This window comes from Rhizobium sp. BK275 (assembly GCF_014193555.1).
Classification (GTDB): domain Bacteria; phylum Pseudomonadota; class Alphaproteobacteria; order Rhizobiales; family Rhizobiaceae; genus Rhizobium.
Window position 1 is genome coordinate 352262 of the sequence record NZ_JACHZL010000007.1, and the last position, 22835, is coordinate 375096.

The 22835-nt window shown below is 61.2% G+C and carries 21 protein-coding genes, 1 pseudogene and 1 riboswitch; of the genes and pseudogenes, 12 read left to right on the top strand and 10 right to left on the bottom strand.

Features of this window, described 5'->3' with window-relative positions:
• Positions 1-7: 7 nt before the first annotated feature.
• Together FHT82_RS22930 and FHT82_RS22935 are read right to left on the bottom strand one after the other, a co-directional pair.
• Complete coding sequence (locus FHT82_RS22930; RefSeq protein WP_183734967.1) at positions 8-823, bottom strand: ferritin-like domain-containing protein; 816 nt, start codon at positions 821-823, stop codon at positions 8-10.
• On the bottom strand, positions 823-1296 hold the full coding sequence (locus FHT82_RS22935; RefSeq protein WP_183734968.1) for a peroxiredoxin: 474 nt from the start codon (positions 1294-1296) through the stop codon (positions 823-825). The genes FHT82_RS22930 and FHT82_RS22935 overlap by 1 nt, the downstream gene beginning before the upstream one ends.
• A 119-nt stretch (positions 1297-1415) precedes the next feature.
• Between FHT82_RS22935 and FHT82_RS22940 the strand changes: the two genes are divergently transcribed.
• Positions 1416-4808 carry an AsmA-like C-terminal region-containing protein gene (locus tag FHT82_RS22940; protein ID WP_183734969.1) on the top strand — a complete coding sequence of 1131 codons (3393 nt, stop codon included), beginning with the start codon at positions 1416-1418 and terminating at the stop codon, positions 4806-4808.
• 108 nt (positions 4809-4916) lie between these two features.
• Here the strand turns inward: FHT82_RS22940 and tyrS are convergent, their stop codons facing one another.
• Positions 4917-6173: a tyrosine--tRNA ligase gene (gene tyrS, locus FHT82_RS22945; RefSeq protein WP_183734970.1), complete on the bottom strand. Its 1257-nt coding sequence runs from the start codon at positions 6171-6173 to the stop codon at positions 4917-4919.
• A 121-nt stretch (positions 6174-6294) separates the two neighbouring features.
• On the opposite strand from tyrS, the gene FHT82_RS22950 reads away from it, so the two are divergent.
• Both FHT82_RS22950 and FHT82_RS22955 read left to right on the top strand, forming a co-directional pair.
• A complete protein-coding gene (locus tag FHT82_RS22950; RefSeq protein WP_183734971.1) occupies positions 6295-7419 on the top strand; it encodes an anhydro-N-acetylmuramic acid kinase in 1125 nt (374 codons plus the stop codon).
• Complete coding sequence (locus FHT82_RS22955) at positions 7416-7943, top strand: GNAT family N-acetyltransferase (RefSeq protein WP_183734972.1); 528 nt, start codon at positions 7416-7418, stop codon at positions 7941-7943. The genes FHT82_RS22950 and FHT82_RS22955 overlap by 4 nt, the downstream gene beginning before the upstream one ends.
• Here FHT82_RS22955 and FHT82_RS22960 read toward each other — a convergent pair.
• Complete coding sequence (locus tag FHT82_RS22960; RefSeq protein WP_025668882.1) at positions 7936-8613, bottom strand: alpha/beta hydrolase; 678 nt, start codon at positions 8611-8613, stop codon at positions 7936-7938. The two genes, FHT82_RS22955 and FHT82_RS22960, sit on opposite strands and share 8 nt — an antisense overlap.
• Before the next feature lie 216 nt (positions 8614-8829).
• On the opposite strand from FHT82_RS22960, the gene FHT82_RS22965 reads away from it, so the two are divergent.
• The 9 genes from FHT82_RS22965 (at position 8830) to FHT82_RS23005 (ending at position 16839) form a co-directional block, all read left to right on the top strand.
• Complete coding sequence (locus FHT82_RS22965; RefSeq protein ID WP_183734973.1) at positions 8830-9996, top strand: cysteine desulfurase family protein; 1167 nt, start codon at positions 8830-8832, stop codon at positions 9994-9996.
• A gap of 144 nt (positions 9997-10140) precedes the next feature.
• Positions 10141-11610 carry a Fe-S cluster assembly protein SufB gene (sufB, locus tag FHT82_RS22970; RefSeq protein ID WP_183734974.1) on the top strand — a complete coding sequence of 490 codons (1470 nt, stop codon included), beginning with the start codon at positions 10141-10143 and terminating at the stop codon, positions 11608-11610.
• 1 nt (position 11611) lies between these two features.
• On the top strand, positions 11612-11854 hold the full coding sequence (locus FHT82_RS22975) for a hypothetical protein (protein ID WP_183734975.1): 243 nt from the start codon (positions 11612-11614) through the stop codon (positions 11852-11854).
• A gap of 79 nt (positions 11855-11933) precedes the next feature.
• Complete coding sequence (gene sufC / locus FHT82_RS22980; protein ID WP_183734976.1) at positions 11934-12689, top strand: Fe-S cluster assembly ATPase SufC; 756 nt, start codon at positions 11934-11936, stop codon at positions 12687-12689.
• Positions 12690-12712: 23 nt separating this feature from the next.
• The gene (gene sufD, locus FHT82_RS22985; RefSeq protein ID WP_183734977.1) at positions 12713-13987 is read left to right on the top strand and encodes a Fe-S cluster assembly protein SufD; all 1275 of its coding nucleotides are present in this window, start codon (positions 12713-12715) and stop codon (positions 13985-13987) included.
• 12 nt (positions 13988-13999) lie between these two features.
• Complete coding sequence (locus FHT82_RS22990) at positions 14000-15241, top strand: cysteine desulfurase (RefSeq protein ID WP_183734978.1); 1242 nt, start codon at positions 14000-14002, stop codon at positions 15239-15241.
• A gap of 10 nt (positions 15242-15251) precedes the next feature.
• On the top strand, positions 15252-15626 hold the full coding sequence (locus FHT82_RS22995; protein ID WP_183734979.1) for an SUF system Fe-S cluster assembly protein: 375 nt from the start codon (positions 15252-15254) through the stop codon (positions 15624-15626).
• Positions 15627-15717: 91 nt separating this feature from the next.
• Positions 15718-16113: a Fe-S cluster assembly scaffold SufA gene (gene sufA, locus FHT82_RS23000; RefSeq protein ID WP_183734980.1), complete on the top strand. Its 396-nt coding sequence runs from the start codon at positions 15718-15720 to the stop codon at positions 16111-16113.
• 105 nt (positions 16114-16218) lie between these two features.
• Complete coding sequence (locus tag FHT82_RS23005; protein ID WP_183735104.1) at positions 16219-16839, top strand: LysE family transporter; 621 nt, start codon at positions 16219-16221, stop codon at positions 16837-16839.
• A gap of 33 nt (positions 16840-16872) precedes the next feature.
• Here FHT82_RS23005 and FHT82_RS23010 read toward each other — a convergent pair whose 3' ends face one another.
• The 6 genes and pseudogenes from FHT82_RS23010 to gcvT all read right to left on the bottom strand — a co-directional run bounded on the left by FHT82_RS23010 (position 16873) and on the right by gcvT (position 22442).
• Positions 16873-17178, bottom strand: coding sequence for a flagellar basal body protein (locus FHT82_RS23010; RefSeq protein ID WP_183734981.1), 306 nt, complete (start codon positions 17176-17178; stop codon positions 16873-16875).
• A 124-nt stretch (positions 17179-17302) separates the two neighbouring features.
• Positions 17303-17452, bottom strand: a pseudogene (locus FHT82_RS30710) (TetR family transcriptional regulator); the annotation flags it as partial.
• Positions 17453-17667: 215 nt separating this feature from the next.
• Positions 17668-17913: a DUF982 domain-containing protein gene (locus tag FHT82_RS23020; protein WP_183735105.1), complete on the bottom strand. Its 246-nt coding sequence runs from the start codon at positions 17911-17913 to the stop codon at positions 17668-17670.
• A 141-nt stretch (positions 17914-18054) separates the two neighbouring features.
• A complete protein-coding gene (gene gcvP, locus FHT82_RS23025; RefSeq protein ID WP_183734982.1) occupies positions 18055-20919 on the bottom strand; it encodes an aminomethyl-transferring glycine dehydrogenase in 2865 nt (954 codons plus the stop codon).
• Positions 20919-21281, bottom strand: coding sequence for a glycine cleavage system protein GcvH (gene gcvH / locus FHT82_RS23030; protein WP_183734983.1), 363 nt, complete (start codon positions 21279-21281; stop codon positions 20919-20921). The genes gcvP and gcvH overlap by 1 nt, the downstream gene beginning before the upstream one ends.
• Before the next feature lie 24 nt (positions 21282-21305).
• On the bottom strand, positions 21306-22442 hold the full coding sequence (gene gcvT / locus FHT82_RS23035) for a glycine cleavage system aminomethyltransferase GcvT (RefSeq protein WP_183734984.1): 1137 nt from the start codon (positions 22440-22442) through the stop codon (positions 21306-21308).
• Positions 22443-22597: 155 nt separating this feature from the next.
• Positions 22598-22689: riboswitch (glycine riboswitch) on the bottom strand.
• Positions 22690-22835: the final 146 nt, after the last annotated feature.

A 22835-nucleotide genomic window follows, 5' to 3' on the forward strand; every position in this document is an offset into this window, starting at 1 on the left:
TTACCAATCAGCTCTGGCTGGTCGAGGTCAGTGCCCTGTAGAAGGAGGGCGTCAGCCCGGCTTCGGCGCGGGCCACATCGTTGAACGGTGCCTTCAGCGGACCGCGGAAATTGGCCCGCACCAATTCCTGAAATGTCCTTGCAGGATCACGCTTTTCGCGTGCGCAGAGGAAGCGGAACCATTTAGCGCCGACGGCGACATGGCCCTTCTCGTCATTGTAGATGACGTCGAGAACCGCGGCACTTTCGAGGTCACCGGTCTCGCGCATCTTGGCCTGCAGCGCAGGTGTAACATCGAGACCGCGCGCTTCGAGAATGAGCGGCACGACGGCTAGGCGCGCCGTCAGGTCGTTGCGGGTCGAATGCGCCGCCTGCCAGAGGCCATCATGGGCGGGCAAATCACCATAGTCGGCGCCGAGATCGTTGAGCCGCTTGCGCACCATGCGGAAGTGCTTGGCCTCTTCGAAGGCAACCTGCATCCAGCCGTCGAAGAAGGAGTTCGGCACATGAGCGGAAGCGAATCGCGCCACGATATCGAGCGCCAGGTCGACGGCATTGAGCTCGATATGGGCAATAGCATGCAACAGGGCGATGCGGCCAGGCACGGTATGCAGTGAGCGCTTCTCAACCTGGGTCGGCGGCACCAGCAGCGGCTTTTCCGGCCGGCCGGGACGCTCCGGCAGGGGCGCGTCCAGCGGCGAGCGCAGCGAGATGCGCCGCGCAAACCATCTTGTGGCACTTTCCTGCGCGAGTTCCGTCTTGCGGTCGAGATCGGCGGAACGGATCGCATCGATCGCGCCGCCGCGCAGCGAGGTGATGCTCATCACGCAGCAAGGTTCCTGACGGCTGCCAGTACCGTTTCGGCATGGCCTGCGACCTTTACCTTCTGCCAGATGGTGGCAATGGTACCGTCCTGGCGGATCAGGAAGGTGGTGCGCTCGACGCCCATGAAGGTGCGGCCATACATCTTTTTTTCCTTCCACACGCCATAGGCCTGCAGCACCGTCTTCTCTTCGTCGGAGGCAAGCGCCACCGTCAGCTTGTGTTTCTTGATGAAACGATCGTGGCAGGTCGCCGAATCGGGCGACATGCCGACGACGGCGGCCCCGGCGGCTGCGAACTCACCAGCAAGTGCCGTGAAATCCAGCGATTCGGTCGTGCAGCCCGTCGTGTCATCCTTGGGATAGAAGAACAGAACCACTGGCTTTCCATGGAAATCCGAGAGTGAAATGCGCCCGCCGCCATCGCGCGGGAGGCTGAAATCGGGAGCAAGAGAGCCGATACCGGGTGCGGACATTCTCAAAACTTTCTTTTGCCGGGTTTAGGAGGGATACTATATCAGACGGGTTATATAGTGGATGAGACGGCGTCCCGCCCAGAGCCGTTCAAATCAGATTCAGGAGTTTCCCAAGGCGCATGTCAGCCATCCGCGGCGAAAAAGTCACGTTTCGCAAGAAGGATATCGTCGCGTTGCACAACCTGCCTTCCGCGCAAGTGGAAGATCCCCTCATTGTGCATTGCCCGCCACCACGCTCGCGCATGCGCGGCACCGCAAAGGCCACCGGCGGCTTCTGCGCGGTCATCCTGTTCATCCTGGCGGCGATCGTCTTCACCATCGAAAGCGGGATTATCGACGCACCGTTGTCGCAGCAGGCGCAATCGGCACTGAACAGTGCACTCGGACCACGCTACCGGGCCGAAGTCGGGTCCACCGTCATCCGTTTCACGTCCGGCCTGGGGCTGGCGCTCGAAGCGCGCGACGTCAACATGATCGACCAGCAGAGCGGCCAGCATCTTTCTACCACATCATCGATGCGCATGGCGCTCGATCCGCTGCAGCTCTTCCGCGGCCGCATTGCCGTGACGTCGGTCGAAGCTGACGATATCGCCCTCGACACGTCGCTGCTTCCGTCAGGCGCTCCCGTCAAGCTTGACGATCTACGCGTCGATGCCATTCCGGCGGCAATGGAGACGATCTTCTCGCATCTCGATCTGTTCGAAAACTTCGTCGAACGCGGCGCTACCGACTCCGTGCGCATCTCCGGTATCGACATCAAGCTTGCGGATACGGCAAACGGGCCGCTTTCGCTCGTCGTCGACAATCTCGCCTTCGAGCATGCCGGGCCGAACTCGCTGCAACTGAGCGGCCAGATTTCCATCAACGGCGAAGCGGCTGATCTCAATGTGATCACCGAGCAGACGGGCGGGCGGGCATCCCGGCTCGTCGCCACATTGTCGCACGCCGACCTGACGCCCTTTGCGCTGAAGCGCAACGAACAGGGGGAAATCCGCCAGGGCCTCAACACATTCGGCAATCTAACCCTATCTGCAGTCCGGGCTGCAGATGGCGTCAAGCCGGCGCTCAATGCAGCGCTCAATCTCGATCCCGGCATGATTTATGTCGATGGGGATTCGCAGGAGCTGACGGACGGGCAGCTCAATCTTGCCTATGATTTCGACAAGCAGACGCTGGAAATCGCCAAGTCGCAACTGCATCTCGGATCGACCGTGCTGCCGATCAGCGGCGCTGTGATCGACCTCGACAAGCTCGATCCGAATGCGGGCAAGGGGTTCGGCATCGACGCGCTGATCAGCGGCGGCACGGCGGCGCCCAATTCCGGCGAGCAGCCGCTGTCCTTCGATCTGCAGGCAACCGGGCGCTATCTCGTCGCCGGCCGCGAATTCCAGTTCACCAATATGGTGGCTTCCTCGCCGCTCGGCTCGCTCTACGGGGCTCTTCACATCCGACTGAATGAGGAATCACCGGAGATCAGTTTTGCCGGTCAGTCGCAGCAGATGCAGACGACGGCGGTCAAGCAGCTCTGGCCCTTCTGGATGGCCTCCAAGGCACGGGTCTGGGTGCTTGCAAACCTGTTCGGCGGCACGGTGAGCAATGCTTCCATTTCCGTCTTCATTCCGGCAGGCCGGCTGGACCAGGCGGCGGGAGGACGCGGCCTGCGGCTCGATGAGAACCAGCTCCGCATCGCCTTCGACATCGCCGGTACGCGCCTGAATGTCGCCGGCGAGATCCCACCGGTGCGCGATACCGCGGCGCATTTCGACCTGACGGGCGGAAAGGCGACGATCTCGCTCAAGAGCGGCACCTCCTATTTCCCATCCGGGCGTTCAGTGACGGTGCAGCCGGGCACCTTCGTGATGCCGGCAGTTTATGACAAACCGCTGATGGCAGATGCCGACATTTCCGTTTCGGGCGCAGCCGATGCGGTGGGCGAGCTTCTGACCTACAAGCCGATCAAGGTGCTGCAGCGCGCAGGCTTTGTGCCCGACGACCTCAAGGGCACTATCGACGCGCATGTGCAGGCGCATTTCGGACTTCTGTCCTCGCAGAACCCGCCGCCACCCGAATGGGAGGCGCAGATGAAGCTTACCGATGTCGCGCTTGCCAAGCCGTTCTCCGGGCGCGTCATCACCAATCTCGACGGCATGCTCGATGCCGATCCACAGCAGGTGAAGGTCAAGGGCAAGGCCGACATCGACGGCGTATCCGCCGATATCGATATGCTGGAACCCGTCGACAAATCTTCCGGCATCGAGCCGCAGCGCGTAATCACGGCAACACTGAACGGCGACCAGCGTGACAGGTTGCTGCCTGGCCTTTCCGGCATCCTCGGCGGGAGTATCAAGCTGGTACTGACACGCCTCGACGACGACCGGCAGGACGTGCAGCTCGATCTCGGCAAGGCGTCGCTCGATCTGCCCTGGATCGGCTGGTCGAAGGGCAGCGGCATTCCCGCCAATGCCGAATTCGAGGTTTCCGGCCCGCCTGACAATACGCAGGTCAGGAATTTCCGCCTGAAGGGCGATGGCTTTGGTGCGACGGGTGCGCTCGTCATCGGCAAAAGCGGCCTTATATCGGCTGATTTCGATAGCGTGAAACTGTCTTCGGCCGATGATTTCGGGTTGTCGCTGAAACGCAGCAAAGGCGGCTTCGATATTTCCGTATCCGGCGCCAGCGCCGACGCGCGACCGATCATCGCCCGGCTGAAATCGGATTCGGACAGCGATGGCGACGGCAGCGACAGCAGCAGCGTGACCGTGCGGGCGAAACTGCAGAACATCATCGGCTTCAATGACGAGAAGATCGGCAATTTCCAGGCACAGATCGCCATGAGCGGCAGCCGGCTGCAATCGCTGAATTTCTCCGGCATCACCGATAGCGGCGAGGCGGTCGTCAGCCAGATGCAGGGCGGCGGCGTCATCAATATCACCAGCGGCGATGCCGGCTCCGTCTCACGTTTCGCCGATCTTTACCAGCATATGCAGGGCGGGCTTCTCAACCTGTCGATCCGCCTCAATGCGGGCAACGGCTGGGACGGCTCGCTCGACGTGCGTCGCTTCTCGATCGTCAACGAGCAACGCCTGCGCTCGATCGTTTCCACACCTGTCGGTTCGGACCAGCGCACGCTGAACGAAGCCGTCAAACGCGATATCGATACCTCCTCGCAGCGCTTCCAGCGCGGCTTTGCCCGTATCGTTTCGCGCGGCGGGGCAATCTCCATCGAAAACGGCGTGCTGCGCGGCGACCAGATCGGCGCCACCTTTCAGGGCGTGGTGCGCAATGCGAAGGGCAACATGGACATGACCGGCACCTTCATGCCGGCCTATGGCCTCAACCGGCTGTTTGCCGAACTGCCGCTGATCGGCGTCATCCTCGGCAATGGTTCGGACCGGGGTTTGATCGGCATTACCTTCAAGCTCACCGGCAAGTTCGACCAGCCGAACCTGCAGATCAATCCGCTCTCGGTGATCGCGCCCGGCGTCTTCCGCCAGATCTTCGAGTTTCAGTGATCGCCAGATTCGAAGCGCTACTGGCTTCAATCCTGAGCTTCACTTTACCGCAGACAAACAAAAGCCGGCGCAAGGGCCGGCTTTTGTCTTGGTTATCTGCGGCGCTGCTTACGCTGCGCGGCGGATCAGGATGTGCTTCTTCTTGCCGAGCGACAGCTTGATGACGCCATCGGCGGTGATTTCGCCACTGCCGATCATCTTGCGCTCGTCGCTGACGGCCTGGTCATTGATGCGCACGGCGCCGCCTTGGACGTGACGGCGGGCTTCGCCATTCGAGGCGGCAAGACCGGCGCGGACGATCAGCGACAGGAGGCCGATGCCTGCGTCGAGTTCGGAGGCCGGGACCTCGACCGACGGCAGGTTCTCGGACAGGCCGCCTTCCTCGAAGGTCTTGCGCGCCGTCTCCGCTGCCTGTTCGGCGGGCTCGCGGCCGTGCAGGATCGCGGTGACTTCGGTTGCGAGGATCTTCTTGACTTCGTTGATCTCGGAACCGGCAAGTGCCGAAAGGCGGGCGATCTCGTCCATCGGCAGCGTCGTGTAGAGCTTCAGAAAGCGCGAGACATCGGCGTCTTCCGTATTGCGCCAGTACTGCCAGAAGTCATAGGCCGAGAGCATGTCGGCATTCAGCCACACCGCACCGGTCGCCGACTTGCCCATCTTGGCGCCGGAAGATGTGGTCAAGAGCGGCGAGGTCAGCGCGTAGAGCTGCTTCGTCCCCATGCGGTGACCGAGGTCGATGCCGTTGACGATATTGCCCCACTGGTCCGAACCACCCATCTGCAGGCGGCAGTCGTAGCGCTTGGCAAGCTCGACGAAATCGTAAGCCTGGAGGATCATGTAGTTGAATTCCAGGAAGGACAGCGACTGCTCGCGATCAAGGCGCGTCTTGACGCTGTCGAAGGACAGCATGCGGTTGACCGAGAAATGCTTGCCGACGTCGCGCAGGAACTCGAGATAGTTCAGCGAGCGCAGCCATTCGGCATTGTTGATCATCAGCGCGTCCTTCGGGCCGTCGCCGTAGTTCAGGTAGTTGGAGAAGACGCGCTTGATGGAGGCAATGTTGCCTTCGATCGTATCGACGGTCATCAGCTGGCGGGCCTCCTCCTTGAAGGAGGGGTCGCCGACCATGCCGGTGCCGCCGCCCATCAGCGAGATGGCGCGATGGCCGGTCTTCTGCATCCAGTGCAGCATCATGATCTGGATGAGCGATCCGGCGTGCAGGCTGGGTGCGGTCGGATCGAAGCCGATATAGGCCGTCACGGTTTCCTTGGCGAAGAGATCGTCGAGGCCGCTTTCATCGGAAATCTGATGAATGAAGCCGCGCTCTTGCAGCGTGCGGAGGAAATCGGACTTGAACTCAGGCATGGGCTTCGTCTCTTGAACGTCGAACGTGAATTGGGATTGACGCTTGTTGAACCGTCGCGGCGCGTTTAGCACTGTTTTTCCAAAAGTGCATCCGGGAATCGCATGAAAGGCTCGCGGCGCAATGGATATTGTCAGGACTGCGATCGGCTTGATGAGCGGCACCTCGATGGATGGCATCGATGTGGCGTTGCTGCGAACAGACGGGCGAGGCTTCATCGAACGCGGCCCGTTTCTGGGCGTTGCCTATGCCGGCGGTTTCCGCGAGCGGCTGAAGCGGGCGCTCGATCTGGCCCGGCCTCTGACCGATCGCAATGCACGACCGGACGAATTGCGCGAAATCGAGATTGAACTCACTGAACGTCATGCAGATGCCGTTACGGCATTTCTCGATAAATTCGGCCTGAGCAGGGACGAAATCGACGTGCTCGGCTTTCACGGCCAGACCGTGCTGCACCGACCGGACGATGCGTTGACGATCCAGATCGGTGACGGGCAGCTTCTGGCCGAACGCACAGGCATTCCCGTGGTCTATGATATGCGCGCCAACGACATGGTGCATGGCGGGCAGGGTGCGCCGCTGGTACCTGCATACCATGCTGCCCTTGCCAGCCGGTTCAAGACGGACGGGCAAAGTGTCTGCTTCGTCAATATCGGCGGCATTTCGAACCTCACCTATATCGGCGCGGAAGGCCGCATCACCGCCTTCGACAGCGGCCCCGGCAATACGCTGATCGACCAGTGGGTGGAAATGCAGACCGGCAAGACCTATGATCCGGGCGGCGAGATCGCCGGGCGCGGGCAGGTGGTGCCTGATATTGCCGCCCGCTACCTCGGCAGCCCGTTCTTCCAAGGCAATATCCGCCGCTCGCTCGACCGCGGCGATTTCAAGCCGCTGGCGAATGGTGAAGCGAGCCTTGAGGATGGCGCGCGCACGCTTGCGCATGTCGCTGCGGCCTCGATCATCAAATCGACCGGCTATCTGCCCGAGAGCCCCTCAGTCTACATCGTCTGCGGTGGCGGGCGGCTGAACGGGGCGATCATGGCGGAGTTTGCCGATATGGCCGGCAAGAGCGCTTCCAGCGTGATGAGTGCCGAACAGGCGGGCTTCGATGGCGATGCGATGGAGGCGGAGGCCTGGGCTTATCTCGCCGTACGTTCGCTGGAGGGACTGCCGCTCACCTATCCCGGCACGACGGGCGTCAGTCAGCCGGTAAGCGGTGGTGTACTGGCGGAGCCGGCCATATGAGCGGGGAAATCATTTTCGAAACGCCGCGCCTTGTCGCTCGGATGTGGGAAGACGGCGATGCCGACCTGATCCAGGACCTGCATTCGACGATCGAGACGACACGCTACATGTCTGGCGGAGCGCCCTGGCCACGCGAAAAGTGCGAGGAGCGGCTGCGAACATATCTTGCCGAGCAGGCGCGCGACGGCACGACGAAATACAAGATCGTTGGCCGCGAGGACGGCCGATTCATCGGACGTGCCGGAATCTCGATCTACCACACCGGCGAGTATGAGATGGGCTATGCTTTCTACGCCCGGGAATGGGGCAAAGGCTATGCAACGGAAATCGCGGCAAGCCTTGCCGACTGGTTCTTCGCGAGAAGCCTTGCGCCGCATTTCATCGCCTTCACGCACCCGGACAATCTTGCCTCTCAGCACATACTAAAAAAGATCGGCATGCAGGAGCGCGGGCCGATCTTTATCGAAAATGTTCAGGGTGTGGAATTCGAGATGACGGCCGCCATGCGGCGGGCCGTTACCTGATGCGCTTTGCCGCCGGTTCCGGCACGAGTTCGCCATTCAGGCGGCGGTCGAGATAATCCTCGCACTCGGCCATCAGTGTGTCGACCTGGCCGTTGAAGAAGTGGTTGGCGCCCGGCACCGTGCGATGGGTGATGAGGATGCCCTTCTGGGTCTTCAGCTTCTCGACGAGGCCGTTGACGTCCTTTTCAGGTGCCACCTTATCCGCCTCGCCATTGATGATCAGGCCGGAGGAGGGGCAGGGCGCCAGGAACGAGAAGTCATAGGTGTTCGGCTGCGGGGCAATCGACATGAAACCTTCTATTTCCGGGCGGCGCATCAGAAGCTGCATGCCGATCCAGGAGCCGAAGGAGTAACCGGCGACCCAACAGGTCTTCGAATCGGGATGCAGGCTCTGCACCCAGTCGAGCGCGGAGGCGGCATCCGAAAGCTCGCCCGCACCATGGTCGAATTCGCCCTGGCTGCGACCGATGCCCCGGAAATTGAAGCGCAGTGTCGTAAAACCGCGCTTCTGGAACATGTAGAAGAGCTGGTAGACGATCTGGTTGTTCATCGTGCCACCAAACTGCGGATGCGGGTGCAGAATGACAGCGATCGGTGCGCTTTTTTCCTTGGAGGGCTGGTAGCGGCCTTCAAGACGGCCGGCTGGGCCGTTGAAAATGACTTCGGGCATCGGTACTCCGGGTTTTATTTCGCGTTCACGCCACGTTTGGCGACAACATGACTTGACGACGGTTGTCAGCTTTTCTAAAACGCAGTTTAGAACAATTCGAAACTTGCATGGCAATCCACGCAGCGTGGAACGTGTCATAAGGCAAGCCCGGCGGAAATTTCAAGAAAAATGCGCCGCCACGCCAAAGCAAGCTCGTCAAGCGCAGGACCGAAGACAATGGCGCCGCCACGCCTTTATCTCGATTGGAACGCAACCTCGCCGATGCACCCTGCAGCGCGTGACGCGGTCATGCGCGCCGTGGATGTCTTCGGCAATCCCAATTCCGTGCACGGCGAGGGCCGTGCTGCCCGGGCCGCCATCGAGGGTGCGCGCCGCAAGGTCGCGTTGCTGACGGGTACCGACCCGGCCAATGTGATCTTTACGAGCGGTGCGACCGAAGCGGCCAATATGGTGCTGACGCCTGATTTCAGCATGGGCCGCACGCCGCTGAAACTCGGCCGTCTCTATCATTCCGCCGTCGAGCATCTGGCAGTTCGCGAGGGCGGCCGTTTCCTGAAGGACAAGACGACCGAAATCCCGGTGACCGAGGCCGGTATTGTCGACCTGACCGCGCTCGCAGCACTTCTCGACACCCATGACAAGTCGACGGGCCTGCCGATGGTGGCGATCATGTTCGTCAACAACGAGACCGGCATCGTCCAGCCGGTCGAAGAGGCGGGCAGGATCGTGCGTGCTCATGGCGGGCTCTTCGTGGTCGATGCCGTGCAGGCGGCCGGCCGGCTGCCGATCGAGATCGGGCGGATCGGTGCCGATTTCATGATCATTTCCTCCCACAAGATCGGTGGACCGAAAGGAGCGGGCGCGTTGATCGCCCGAGGTGAGGCTTTGATGCCGAAAGCGCTGATCCGCGGTGGCGGGCAGGAGAAGGGTCACCGCTCGGGGACGCAGAATTCGCTGGCGCTGATCGGCTTCGGGGCAGCTGCGGAAGCCGTGCTGCAGAACCTTGAGGAGCGCAATGCTGCGATTGCGGTCCTGCGCGACCGGCTGGAAGCCGGCATGCGCGCTGCGGCACCCGATGTCATCATCCACGGTGCCGACGGCCCGCGCGTCGCCAACACCATCTTCTTCACGCTTCCCTGCCTGAAGGCGGAGACCGGGCAGATCGCCTTCGATCTCGAAGGCGTGGCCCTTTCGGCGGGTTCGGCCTGCTCCTCCGGCAGGGTCGGCGAAAGCCATGTACTGACTGCGATGGGTCGCGATCCGAAGCTCGGGGCGCTACGCATGTCGATCGGCTTTTCGACGACGGAAGAAGACGTGGATCGGGCGATTGCCGCCTTTACGAAAATCGCCGCCCGGCGAAAGCCGGCGGGCGAGGCGGCCTGAACGCTTCACAAACTTGCGGAAACGCAAATTTCCACTTGCCATCAGGGCTGAAAAGTCCCTTTTGGCCACTTATATCAAGGGCAAAAGAAAATCGCCCGCACGACAAGCTGCCGGACCTTTTCTCCGGCGAGATTGGAGAACGACATGGCTGCAGTCCAGGAAACAGTCGATCGCGTCCGTCAGATCGACGTGGACCAGTATAAATACGGTTTCGAAACCGTCATCGAAATGGACAAGGCACCCAAAGGCCTTTCCGAAGACATCATCCGCCTGATCTCTGCCAAGAAGCAGGAGCCGGAATGGATGCTCGAATGGCGCCTGGAAGCCTACAAGCGCTGGCTGACGTTGGAAGAGCCCACATGGGCGCGCGTCGACTATCCGAAGATCGATTTCAACGCGATCCACTATTACGCGGCGCCGAAGAGCACGCCGGGTCCGAAGTCGCTTGATGAGGTCGACCCTGAAATCCTCAAGGTCTATGAGAAGCTCGGCATTCCGCTGAAAGAACAGGAAATCCTGGCCGGCGTCGAGAAGCCGAAGATCGCCGTCGATGCGGTGTTCGATTCGGTTTCCGTCGTGACGACCTTCAAGGAAGAGCTGAAGAGGGCCGGCGTGATTTTCATGTCGATCTCGGAAGCTATCCGCGAACATCCTGAACTGGTACGCAAGTACCTCGGCTCCGTCGTTCCGACGACCGACAACTATTATGCGACGCTGAACTCGGCCGTCTTCACCGACGGCTCCTTCGTCTTCGTGCCGAAGGGCGTGCGGTGCCCGATGGAGCTTTCCACCTATTTCCGCATCAACGAGAAGAATACCGGTCAGTTCGAGCGCACGCTGATCATCGCCGAGGAAGGCGCTTACGTCTCCTATCTCGAAGGCTGCACCGCGCCGCAGCGCGATGAAAACCAGCTGCACGCGGCCGTGGTCGAGCTGATCGCGCTCGACGATGCCGAGATCAAGTATTCGACGGTCCAGAACTGGTATCCGGGCGACAAGGACGGCAAGGGCGGCATCTACAACTTCGTCACCAAGCGTGGCGATTGCCGTGGTGATCGCTCGAAGATCTCCTGGACGCAGGTCGAGACCGGTTCGGCCATCACCTGGAAGTATCCGTCCTGCATCCTGCGCGGCGATGACTCCAGAGGCGAGTTCTACTCGATCGCTGTTTCCAACGGCCATCAGCAGATCGACAGCGGCACCAAGATGATCCATCTCGGCAAGAACACGTCGAGCCGCATCGTTTCCAAGGGTATTGCTGCCGGCGTTTCGCAGAATACCTATCGCGGCCAGGTTTCAGCCCACCGCAAGGCTTCGAACGCCCGCAACTTTACCCAGTGCGACTCGCTCTTGATCGGCGACAAGTGCGGCGCCCATACGGTGCCCTACATCGAGGCAAAGAACTCGACGGCGCAGTTCGAGCACGAGGCAACCACCTCGAAGATCTCCGAAGACCAGCTGTTCTACTGCCTGCAGCGCGGCATTCCGACCGAGGCAGCGATCGCGCTGATCGTCAACGGCTTCGTCAAGGAAGTTCTGCAGGAACTGCCGATGGAATTCGCCGTCGAGGCGCAGAAGCTGATCAGCATCTCGCTGGAAGGCTCGGTCGGCTGATATGAGCGAGGCGGACAAGAAGCGAATTCTTGAACGTCTGGCCGATATGCGCGGGGAGGTATTGGCGAAAATTCGCCCCCGCGAACAGGAATACAAGACAGAAAAGCCGCCGGAGCAGCCCTATGTGTTTCTCCGGCAGCGCGTGGAAAAACCGGGAGAGGCCGTTTTGGCAATCCCGGCATATGTCGAATGCCTTCGGCTCGCAGCGAGCGCGGTTTTCGCCGCAATCTGCTTCTGGCGATAGCGCCGAGCGCCACAGGTAACGCCCTTACGAATTACGCGAGGCTCTGAGTGAGCTGCGCAGACAAACGCAGGAACCAAAGATGCTTGAAATCAAAAACCTTCATGCCCGCATCGCCGAGGATGGCACCGAGATCATCCGTGGCCTGAACCTGACCGTCAAGGCCGGCGAAGTGGCCGCCATCATGGGTCCGAACGGCTCCGGCAAGTCGACGCTCTCCTATGTGCTGTCCGGTCGTGAAGACTATGAAGTGACCGAGGGCGACATCCTTTACAATGGCGAGAGCATTCTCGAGCTCGATCCGGCCGAGCGCGCCGCCAAGGGGGTCTTCCTCGCTTTCCAATATCCGGTCGAAATCCCGGGTGTCGCCACCATGCAGTTCCTGAAGGTGGCGATGAACGAGCAGCGCAAGGCGCGCGGCGAGGACGAGCTGACGACGCCGGATTTCATGCGCCGCGTCAAGGATGCTGCCGCCAAGCTGCAGATCAATACCGAGATGCTGAAGCGCCCGTTGAACGTCGGTTTCTCCGGTGGTGAGAAGAAGCGCGCCGAGATCCTGCAGATGGCGCTGCTCGAGCCGAAACTTTGCGTGCTCGACGAAACCGACTCCGGCCTCGACATCGATGCGCTGAAGGTCGTTGCCGACGGCGTCAACGCGCTGCGTTCGCCTGACCGTGCCGTCATCGTCATCACTCACTACCAGCGCCTGCTCGATTACATCGTGCCGGACACCGTCCACGTTCTCTACAAGGGTCAGGTGATCAAGTCCGGCGACAAGACGCTGGCCCATGAGCTGGAAGCCAACGGTTACGCCGACATTATCGGCGCCGCAGCCTGAGCGTGGCGGAAAGGACGACGTCCATGAACATGCAAACGACGAGCCGCCTGACTGCGGCCGAATCGGCGCTGATCGAAGCCTTCAACGAGAAGATCGGCGAACTGCCGGGCAATGGTGCGGTCACAGCGCTGCGCGACCGGCTGCTCGACGACCTGAAGAAGGAAGGCCTGCCGACGCGCCGCATCGAGGCCTGGCACTATACGGACCTCAAGAACCTGCTGCGCAGCGTTCCGGCTCAGGCAGGCGATGCCGGCTCTGAAGCGCTGGAGCCGCTGGTCGAGGATTCTCCGGTTCTGTCCGTGATCCAGGGCAAGGCCGCCGGTAAGTCTTCGGCCGGTGACCTCTCTGTTACTCTTTATTCCGAAAAGCTGACCGATGGTTCGGCTGTCGAAGGCCTCGACGCACTTGGCCGTGACGATGCAGTCGGCCGCATCAATGGCAGCTTCGTCAAGGACGGCTATGTGATCGACGTGCCGGATGGTACCGAGCTCGAAGAGCCGCTGGAAATCCAGTTCGTGCATGCCGGCGGCGACATTCATACCCGCCTGCCGGTCAGCTTCGGCGCAAACGTGAAGGGCGTCGTGATCGAGCGTCACCGCTCGGTGACCGGCGATGCCGCACTCGTGTCGCATGTCAGCGACATCACGGTCGGACAGGGCACGGAGCTGACCTGGATCATCGTGCAGCAGCAGGGCGCAGAGGATACGCATCTCGGCCAGATCCGCGTCGATCTTGGCGCTGACGCTAAACTGAAGCTCTTCGTCATCAATGCCGGCGGCAAGCTGGTGCGCCAGGAGCTGAATATCAAAGTGACGGGCGAGGGCGCCTATCTGACGCTGCGCGGCATCAATCTGCTCGGCGCCGACACGCACACCGACGTGACGATGGTACTCGGCCACGACGTACCGAGCACCGGCTCGACGGAAGTGATCCGCAATGTCGTCTTCGATCGCGCCAAGGGCGTCTTCCAGGGCATGATCCGGGTCGCGCCCGATGCCCAGAAGACCGATGCCAAGATGGCCTGCAACACGCTGCTGATGTCCGACGATGCCGAGTTCTCGGTGAAGCCCGAGCTCGAAATCTTTGCCGACGACGTACAGTGCGGCCATGGCGCGACGGTTGCCGATATCGACCACAACCATCTCTACTACATGATGGCTCGCGGTATTCCGGAGAACAAGGCACGCGCCATGCTCGTCAACGCCTTCGTTGCCGAGATCGTCGAGGAACTGGAAGACGAATCCCTGGTCGAGGCGCTGGAAGGCGTCATCTCGGCCTGGCTGGAAAAGCACGCCTGATCGGAAAGCGCCATGGACAAGATCGTACCGGCAACCGCCTATGATGTCGAAGCCATCCGCAGGGATTTCCCGATCCTTGCGGAGAAGGTGCATGGCAAGCCGCTGGTCTATCTGGACAACGGCGCTTCCGCCCAGAAGCCGCAGGCGGTGATCGACGCGATCTCGCATGCCTACAGCCATGAATATGCCAATGTGCATCGCGGCCTTCACTACCTCTCTAATGCGGCGACGGAAGCCTATGAGGCCTCGCGCGAAAAGGTGCGCCGCTTCCTGAATGCGCCTTCGGTAAACGACATCGTCTTCACCAAGAACTCGACCGAAGCGATCAACACCGTCGCCTACGGCTGGGGCATGCCGAACATCGGCGAGGGCGACGAGATCGTGCTGACGATCATGGAGCACCACTCCAACATCGTGCCATGGCATTTCATTCGGGAGAGGCAGGGCGCGAAGCTCGTCTGGGTGCCTGTCGATGACGAGGGCGCCTTCCATATCGAGGACTTCGAAAAGAGCCTGACCGACAAGACCAAGCTCGTCGCGATCACCCATATGTCGAATGCGCTCGGCACCATCGTTCCGGTCAAGGAAGTCTGCCGCATTGCCCATGAGCGTGGCATTCCGGTCCTGATCGACGGTTCGCAGGGTGCGGTGCATCTGCCGGTCGACGTGCAGGATATCGATTGCGACTGGTACGTGATGACCGGCCACAAGCTCTATGGCCCTTCGGGCATCGGCATACTCTACGGCAAGAAAGACCGGCTGAAGGAGATGCGGCCGTTCCAGGGCGGCGGCGAGATGATCTTCGAGGTGAGTGAGGACATCGTCACCTACAACGATCCGCCGCACCGTTTCGAGGCCGGTACGCCGCCGATCGTGCAGGCGATCGGGCTCGGCTATGCGCTCGACTATATGGAGAAGATCGGCCGCGAGAAAATCGCAGCCCATGAGGCCGATCTGACGGCCTATGCCGAAGAGCGGCTCAAGGCGGTCAATTCGCTGCGCGTGTTCGGCAATGCGCCGGGCAAGGGTGCCATCTTCTCCTTCGAGCTTGCGGGCATTCACGCCCACGACGTCTCGATGGTGATCGACCGCCAGGGTGTCGCCGTTCGCGCCGGCACGCATTGCGCCATGCCGCTCTTGAAACGCTTCGGCGTGACCTCCACATGCCGGGCATCCTTCGGCATGTATAATACCCGCGCCGAGGTGGATGCGCTGGCCGATGCGCTCGACTATGCGCGCAAGTTCTTTGCTTGAGGAAGAAGCCATGAGCCTGGATGAAGAGAAGATCGACGTGCGCGAGGGCATCGTGCATTCCAGCATTCCCGAAGCGGAGCTGGCGCGTCTCAGCGAAGACGTGATCGGCGCTCTCAAGACTGTCTACGACCCGGAAATTCCGGCTGATATCTTCGAGCTCGGTCTCGTTTACAAGATCGATATCGAAGACGACCGCATGGTCAAGATCGTCATGACGCTGACCGCGCCCGGCTGCCCGGTTGCCGGCGAGATGCCGGGCTGGGTGGAAAACGCCGTCGGCGCCGTCGAAGGCGTTTCGGGCGTCGAGGTTTCCATGACCTTCGATCCGCCGTGGACGCCGGACCGCATGTCGGAAGAGGCGCAGGTCGCGGTTGGTTGGTACTGACCGGCTGGTATTGATCCATTAAGGTGATCGCCTTACATTTGAATCACGAAGCACCGGATCTTGACCCCGGTTGCGGAAGGAGAAGAAGCCCATGGGCTTTGCTGTGATGAGCATGACGACAGCCGCCGCGGACCGCGTGAAGGCGATCGTCGAAAATGGCGGACCGGATGCCAAGGGCATTCGGGTCGGCATCAAGAAGGGCGGCTGCGCCGGGATGGAATATACCATCGACATGGTGACCGAACCCAATGCCAAGGACGACCTGATCGAGCGCGATGGCGCAAAGGTCTGGATCGAGCCGTCGGCCGTTCTCTATCTGCTCGGCACCGAACTCGGCTTTGAAACCACCAAGCTGCGTTCCGGCTTTACCTTCACCAATCCGAACCAGACATCGGCCTGCGGCTGCGGTGAGTCCGTCGAACTGAAGCCCGCTGATCTCGCAGTTCTTGCCGCACGCGGCGATGCAGTCGTTCCTGCACAGCATTAAGCATTTTTTCGTTGAATTTGCCTGATGGCCGCCATAATTGGCGGCCTTTTGATTTTGACGAGCCTGTCCGAGACCGACGGCGACCAAGAAGAAGAAAAGCGGACAATGCTCTTTCTGTTCCTGAAAGGCGCCCTGCTGGGCGTCATCATAACCGCGCCGCTCGGGCCGATCGGAACGCTCTGCATCAACCGCAGCCTTGAGAAAGGGTTCTGGTTCGGCTTTTCCGGCGGGCTCGGGACGGCACTCGGTGACGCGAGCTATGCGCTGGTCGCGGTCGCCGGGCTTGCTGTCTTCTCCGAGACCATGTCGATGGCCACCATTCCGCTGGCGCTCGGCGGCGGGCTGATGCTGCTCTGGCTTGGCTTTCGGGGACTGAAGAACAGAGGGAAAGTAAAGGCGGCGAAGATCGATGCGGCCGACTTTCTGCATACGACCATTTCGACCTTCCTGCTGACCATTTCCAATCCGGCGACGATCCTCTCCTTCGGAGCGCTGTTTGCCGGCCTGGGCCTGACCGAGGAGACACGTCGCTTCAGTTCGGCTGCCATCGTCTCGGGCGTCTTCCTGGGATCGCTATTGTGGTGGTTCTGCCTCAGCGGTGCCGTCAGCCTTGCAAGGGACCGGCTTTCGGCCGATTTCACGGCCAAGGTCGGCCGCGCGACGAGCTACATGCTGCTCGCCTTCGGTGCCGTAGCGCTGGGTTCGGTGGCTTATTCGATCGTTTAAAGAATTGTCTGCCTGAAAAGGGGCAAGTGCGCTTTAGTCGCGCTTGATGCTCATCAGCACGTCCCAGAGATCGGCACCGGTCTCGAAGACCGCAGCATTCGCCTTGTAGCTCTGTTCAGTCTCGATGAGGTCTGTGAGCTCGGTCGCAAAATCCACGTCCTGATCCGTCTCGGTAACGCTTGCCTGGACGCCCGAGGATTCGACTGACTGGAAGCTGGTGTTCAGCCGGCCATAGCCCGGTGTGCTCGCATTGGCGACGTTGTTGGCGATTGCGCCTGCGCGCGTCGTCTGCGCCAGCATTCCCGAAAGAGCCGTATGCGTGATTGCAGAAATGCTCATCGACCGTTTCCCTGTTTCCGGACAACAAGCGTTTTACCGGCAAGGGTTTAGGGAATGCTGAACGGCTTCGGTTAGCGAAAAGCAAGGGAATCTGAGACGGCTGTGCCGGAATGGCACGCAGGCCTCAGCGACCGGCTCTCATATCTGTAATCAGGATACCGATGAGCTGCCGTGCCGCAACCCGCCAGGCGGGGCCGCGGCTGATGCTCGCGCCGCCGGCAAGCGCCCGCAAAAGGTCGAGCGGGTCCATCGTCAGGCGGATCTCGCCGGCTACCGTGGTGATAGAGGAGAAGGGCGCCCGGTACAGGGGCAGGCAACCCTTCTCCCTGCTGGTTTTGCAATATCCAGCAACGATAATTACGCAGAAAACCGAAAATGGTTCATCGATCCCAATGAAAATCCAGAAAAAGTCTGCCGACGTTCTTTCGTCGTCAGGAATGCATAGCCGCGCATCATCCATCCATGCGGTTCTTTGCCGACAGCCGCCATTCAACTCTTGATATCGAGACCCGCTTCGACTGCGGCGGCGATGAATGCCTTGCGCGCGTCCTCACCGGTGCGCTTGCCTTTGATGACGTCGGCGCAGATCAGCAGCGCCTGGTCGAGTGCGGCGCCATCCTCCGTCGGCCAGTCCTCGATCATCGCCCAGGAGGCTGCCTGGGTATTATCGATGGTCACGTATTGGCCGGGCTCTTCGAGGGCGATGAGCACAGGCTTCGACCAGGGCGCCTGCATTCTGGCTTCGCTTTGATCCTGGGGCATTTGGTGTGACCTTTCTTCGCGTATTCTCTATCAGAATTAGGAAAGCCCCTCCCTGATGGAAGGGGCTTGGATTACTCAGCCTTTTGCTTGCGCTTCTGGCGTCTGGCCCGGCTGCTATTCCGCAGCTTCTGCGTAGGCCTCGACCGGCGGGCAGGTGCAGATCAGGTTGCGGTCGCCATAGACGTTGTCGACGCGGTTGACCGGCGACCAGTACTTGTCGACGCGGAAAGCGCCGGGCGGGAAGCAGGCCTGTTCGCGCGAATAGGGGCGGTCCCATTCGCCGACGAGGTCTTCGACCGTGTGCGGGGCGTTCTTCAGCGGGTTGTTCAGCTTGTCCGAACGGCCTTCCTCGATATCGCGGGCTTCCTGCCGGATCGCCAGCATCGCTTCGCAGAAGCGGTCGAGTTCGGCCTTGGTTTCGGACTCGGTCGGCTCGATCATCAGCGTGCCGGCAACCGGCCAGCTCATGGTCGGAGCATGGAAGCCGCAGTCGATGAGGCGTTTGGCAACATCGTCGACGGTGACGCCGGCGCTGTCGACCAGCGGACGGGTGTCGATGATGCATTCATGCGCCACACGGCCAGCCTGCGACTTGTAGAGCACGTCGTAAGCGCCCTTGAGGCGGGCAGCGATGTAGTTGGCGTTGAGGATTGCCACCTTCGTTGCCTGCGTCAGGCCTTCGCCGCCCATCATCAGGCAGTAGCTCCAGGAGATCGGCAGAATGGAGGCCGAACCGAAAGCTGCTGCCGAAACCGCGCCCGAACGACCGTCGGCTTCGGGATGGCCGGGCAGGTGCGGCGCCAGGTGCGCCTTGACGCCGATCGGACCCATGCCCGGACCGCCGCCGCCATGCGGGATGCAGAAGGTCTTGTGCAGGTTGAGATGCGAGACATCAGAGCCGATGTCACCGGGGCGAGACAGGCCGACCATGGCGTTCATGTTGGCGCCGTCGAGATAGACCTGGCCGCCATTGATATGCACGAGGTCGCAGATTTCCTTGACGGTTTCCTCAAAGACGCCGTGCGTCGACGGATAGGTGATCATGCAGCAGGAGAGGTTTGCCGCATGTTCTTCCGCCTTGGCGCGGAAATCGTCGAGGTCGATATCGCCGTTTTCACGGACCTTGACGACGACGACCTTCATGCCGGCCATCTGGGCGGATGCCGGGTTGGTGCCATGCGCCGAGGTCGGGATGAGGCAGACGTCGCGGTGACCCTGGCCATTGGCAATGTGATAGTTGCGGATGGTCAGGAGGCCTGCATATTCGCCCTGCGCGCCGGAATTCGGCTGCATGGAGAAAGCGTCATAGCCGGTGACGGCGCAGAGCTTTTCCGTGAGGTCATCGATCATTTCGCGGTAGCCAAGCGCCTGGTCTGCCGGCACGAAAGGATGGATGTCGGAAAATTCCGGCCAGGTGATCGGCAGCATTTCCGCCGTCGCGTTCAGCTTCATCGTGCAGGAGCCGAGCGGGATCATCGAGCGGTCCAGCGCCAGATCGCGGTCGGAGAGCCGGCGGATGTAGCGGGTCATTTCGCTTTCGGCGCGGTTCATGTGGAAGATCGGATGCGTCAGGTATTCGCTGGTGCGCAGCAGATCTTTCGGCAGGCGATAGGACGGTTCGAAATCGGCAACCTGGAAATTGCCCCCGAAGGCACGCCAGACGGCTTCGAGCGTCGCCGGACGCGTACGCTCGTCGAGCGACATGCCGATCTTCGTCTCGCCAACCTTGCGCAGGTTCACGCCTTCGGCGACGGCTGCGCGCAGGATCAGACCCTGCATGTGGCCGACGTCGACGGTGATCGTGTCGAAGAAAGTGTCCGGCTCGACCTTGTAGCCGAGCTTTTCCAAGCCCTTGGCCATCAGCACTGCCTTCTGGTGGACCTGCTGGGCGATCGCCTTGATGCCCTTGGGACCATGGAAGACGGCGTACATGGAGGCCATGACGGCGAGCAGAACCTGCGCGGTACAGATGTTCGACGTCGCCTTTTCGCGGCGGATATGCTGTTCACGCGTCTGCAGCGCCAGGCGGTAGGCGCGGTTGCCGCGGGCATCGACGGAAACGCCGACGAGACGGCCGGGCATTGAGCGCTTGATGGCATCCTTGACCGACATGTAGGCCGCATGCGGACCACCGTAACCGACAGGAACGCCAAAACGCTGCGAGGAACCGATGGCGATATCGGCACCCATTTCACCCGGCGACTTCAGAAGCGTGAGCGACAGGATATCGGCGGCGACGACGGCGATGGCGCCCGTCTGGTGCAGGCGGGAAATCAGTCCGGTATAGTCATGTACATGGCCGTGCGTACCCGGATACTGGAAGATCGCGCCGAAGACATCAACCGGATCGAGATCGCTGAAGGGGTTGCCGACGATAACAGTCCAGCCGAGCGGTTCGGCGCGGGTGCGGATGAGAGCGATGGTCTGCGGATGGCAATCGGCATCGACGAAGAAGGACTTGGCCTTCGACTTGGCGACGCGATCGGCCATGGCCATGGCTTCGGCAGCAGCCGTCGCCTCATCGAGCAGCGACGCGTTGGCGACATCGAGGCCGGTCAGGTCGCAGATCATCGTCTGATAATTCAGCAGCGCTTCGAGGCGGCCCTGCGAAATTTCCGGCTGGTAGGGCGTATAGGCCGTGTACCAGGCAGGGTTTTCCAGGATGTTGCGCTGGATGACCGGCGGCGTGATCGTGCCGTAATAGCCCTGGCCGATCAGCGAGGTCAGAACCTTGTTCTTGTTGGCGGTTTCGCGCAGCTTGTCGAGCGCTTCGCGCTCCGTCATCGGCGCACCCCAGAGGAGCGGCGCCTTCTGGCGGATGGCGGGCGGCACGGTCGCGTCGATCAGCGCATCCAGGCTCTTGTAGCCGATAACACCGAGCATATCCGACATTTCAGACGGCGAGGGGCCAATATGACGACGATTGGCGAAGTCATAGGGCTGATAGTCGGTGAACTGGAATTCGGTAGGCGTCGTCATTACGCAGTCAGCTCCTTATAGGCCGCTTCATCGAGCAGGCCGTCGACATCGGAGAGGCTCTTCAGCTTGAGCTTGAAGAACCAGCCGGCGCCTTGAGGATCCGAATTGACGAGCGAGGGATCGGCAACGATCGCCGGATTGACCTCGACGATTTCGCCATCGAGCGGGCAGTAGACTTCGGACGCTGCCTTGACGGATTCGACGGTCGCCGCATCGTCGTTCTTGGAGAAGGTGGCGCCGACTTCAGGCAGTTCCACGAAGACGAGGTCACCGAGCTGCTCGACAGCATAGGTGGTGATGCCGACGGTCGCGACATCGCCTTCGAGTTTCAGCCATTCATGTTCCTGGGTAAATTTCAGCATGGAAAAATCCTCTCGCAATAGGGGTCAGCGTTTGTAGGTCGGCTTAATGAAGGGAAGGGCAGAGACGGTCACCGGCAGGTACTTGCCGCGCACTTCGGCATAGACCTGTGTGCCTACTCCCGCATGGGAGACCGGCACGTAGCCCATGGCGACGGGGCCTTCGACGGAGGGGCCGAAACCACCCGAGGTGACTTCGCCGATCTCGGTCTTGCCTTCCGCATCGGCATAGAGCTTGGCATGGCCGCGCACCGGCGCCTTGCCTTCGGGCTTCAGGCCGACGCGCTTGCGGGAAACGCCGTTATCCAGTTCGCCAAGAATGCGCGCGGCACCCGGGAAACCGCCGGCGCGAGCGCCACCGGTGCGGCGGGCCTTCTGCATGCCCCATTCGATGGCGGCTTCGACCGGCGAGGTCGTCGTGTCGATATCGTTGCCATAGAGGCAGAGACCGGCTTCGAGACGCAGCGAGTCGCGGGCGCCGAGGCCGATCGGCTCGACATCGGGATGCTCGAGCAACCGGTTGGTGACGTCAACGGCCTTCTCGGCGGGAATGGAGATTTCGAAACCGTCTTCGCCGGAATAGCCCGAACGCGAGACGAGACAGGAAACATCGTGCAGGCGGCAGTGGCGCACGTCCATGAATTTCATTGCGGCGACATCGGCCCAGAGTTCGGCGAGCGCTTCCACGGCACGCGGGCCTTGAAGAGCGATCAAGGCGCGGTCGAGGAGGGTTATGTCGCAAGTATCGGAGAGATGCCTCTGCAAGTGCGCGAGATCTTGCTCCTTGCAAGCGGCGTTGACGACGACGAAAAGATGGTCGTCGAGATGGGTGATCATCAGGTCGTCGAGAATACCGCCATTCTCATCCGTGAAGAAGCCGTAGCGCTGGCGGCCCTCGGCAAGGCCGAGGATATCGACAGGTACGAGGCTTTCCAGCGCTAGAGCCACATCCTCATACTTGCCGGACTTCGCCTTAATGATGACCTGGCCCATATGGGAGACATCGAACAGGCCGGCGGCGGCACGGGTCTGAAGGTGCTCCTTCATGACGCCGGCCGGATATTGCACCGGCATGTCATAACCTGCGAAGGGCACCATGCGAGCGCCGAGCGACAGATGCAGCGCGTGAAGCGGGGTTTTCTTGAGGGCAGCAGTATCGTCCAAACGACGCCTCCGGGGTTTGCGCCGGATAGTCCGGGCGCGGGCTCAAAACTGAAGGCGCGGTTGCGCCTTGTCTCCTTGAGCCCCCTCTGTCCCTGTGCCTGAGATTGTTATCCCTTCGGCGGACGTTTCGAGAACGCCTCTCTCCAGAGTTCCGTCTGCCCCTTGTGGTCCTTTTGCCTGAGAGTTTCCGGGGCGGTTGCTCCTTCGGCACCGGTATCGCGTACCGGCTTCTCCCAACAAGGTTGCGGCAATTATCCGGGGGCGGCGGGCCTTGGCAAGCGAAATGTCGGTGACGCACAAATTTTTGTCGCGCCTCAAAGAAGCCGGTTGCGATGCGTGGCAAATGGGCTTTTGCATTTGCGGGCGAAATTGGCTAACGCGACGCAAAGCGAG

Bases quoted from the DNA above. Each gene is read 5' to 3' on its own strand.
- sufB (WP_183734974.1), top strand. From the start codon at position 10,141: ATGGCTGCAGTCCAGGAAACAGTCGATCGCGTCCGTCAGATCGACGTG.
- FHT82_RS22975 (WP_183734975.1), top strand. From the start codon at position 11,612: ATGAGCGAGGCGGACAAGAAGCGAATTCTTGAACGTCTGGCCGATATG.
- gcvP (WP_183734982.1), bottom strand. From the start codon at position 20,919: ATGACGACGCCTACCGAATTCCAGTTCACCGACTATCAGCCCTATGAC.
- FHT82_RS23020 (WP_183735105.1), bottom strand. From the start codon at position 17,913: ATGCAGGCGCCCTGGTCGAAGCCTGTGCTCATCGCCCTCGAAGAGCCC.
- sufC (WP_183734976.1), top strand. From the start codon at position 11,934: ATGCTTGAAATCAAAAACCTTCATGCCCGCATCGCCGAGGATGGCACC.
- tyrS (WP_183734970.1), bottom strand. From the start codon at position 6,173: ATGCCTGAGTTCAAGTCCGATTTCCTCCGCACGCTGCAAGAGCGCGGC.
- FHT82_RS22950 (WP_183734971.1), top strand. From the start codon at position 6,295: ATGGATATTGTCAGGACTGCGATCGGCTTGATGAGCGGCACCTCGATG.
- FHT82_RS22955 (WP_183734972.1), top strand. From the start codon at position 7,416: ATGAGCGGGGAAATCATTTTCGAAACGCCGCGCCTTGTCGCTCGGATG.
- FHT82_RS22935 (WP_183734968.1), bottom strand. From the start codon at position 1,296: ATGTCCGCACCCGGTATCGGCTCTCTTGCTCCCGATTTCAGCCTCCCG.
- FHT82_RS22930 (WP_183734967.1), bottom strand. From the start codon at position 823: ATGAGCATCACCTCGCTGCGCGGCGGCGCGATCGATGCGATCCGTTCC.
- FHT82_RS22990 (WP_183734978.1), top strand. From the start codon at position 14,000: ATGGACAAGATCGTACCGGCAACCGCCTATGATGTCGAAGCCATCCGC.
- sufA (WP_183734980.1), top strand. From the start codon at position 15,718: ATGGGCTTTGCTGTGATGAGCATGACGACAGCCGCCGCGGACCGCGTG.
- FHT82_RS23005 (WP_183735104.1), top strand. From the start codon at position 16,219: ATGCTCTTTCTGTTCCTGAAAGGCGCCCTGCTGGGCGTCATCATAACC.
- gcvH (WP_183734983.1), bottom strand. From the start codon at position 21,281: ATGCTGAAATTTACCCAGGAACATGAATGGCTGAAACTCGAAGGCGAT.
- FHT82_RS23010 (WP_183734981.1), bottom strand. From the start codon at position 17,178: ATGAGCATTTCTGCAATCACGCATACGGCTCTTTCGGGAATGCTGGCG.
- sufD (WP_183734977.1), top strand. From the start codon at position 12,713: ATGAACATGCAAACGACGAGCCGCCTGACTGCGGCCGAATCGGCGCTG.
- FHT82_RS22965 (WP_183734973.1), top strand. From the start codon at position 8,830: ATGGCGCCGCCACGCCTTTATCTCGATTGGAACGCAACCTCGCCGATG.
- FHT82_RS22960 (WP_025668882.1), bottom strand. From the start codon at position 8,613: ATGCCCGAAGTCATTTTCAACGGCCCAGCCGGCCGTCTTGAAGGCCGC.
- FHT82_RS22940 (WP_183734969.1), top strand. From the start codon at position 1,416: ATGTCAGCCATCCGCGGCGAAAAAGTCACGTTTCGCAAGAAGGATATC.
- FHT82_RS22995 (WP_183734979.1), top strand. From the start codon at position 15,252: ATGAGCCTGGATGAAGAGAAGATCGACGTGCGCGAGGGCATCGTGCAT.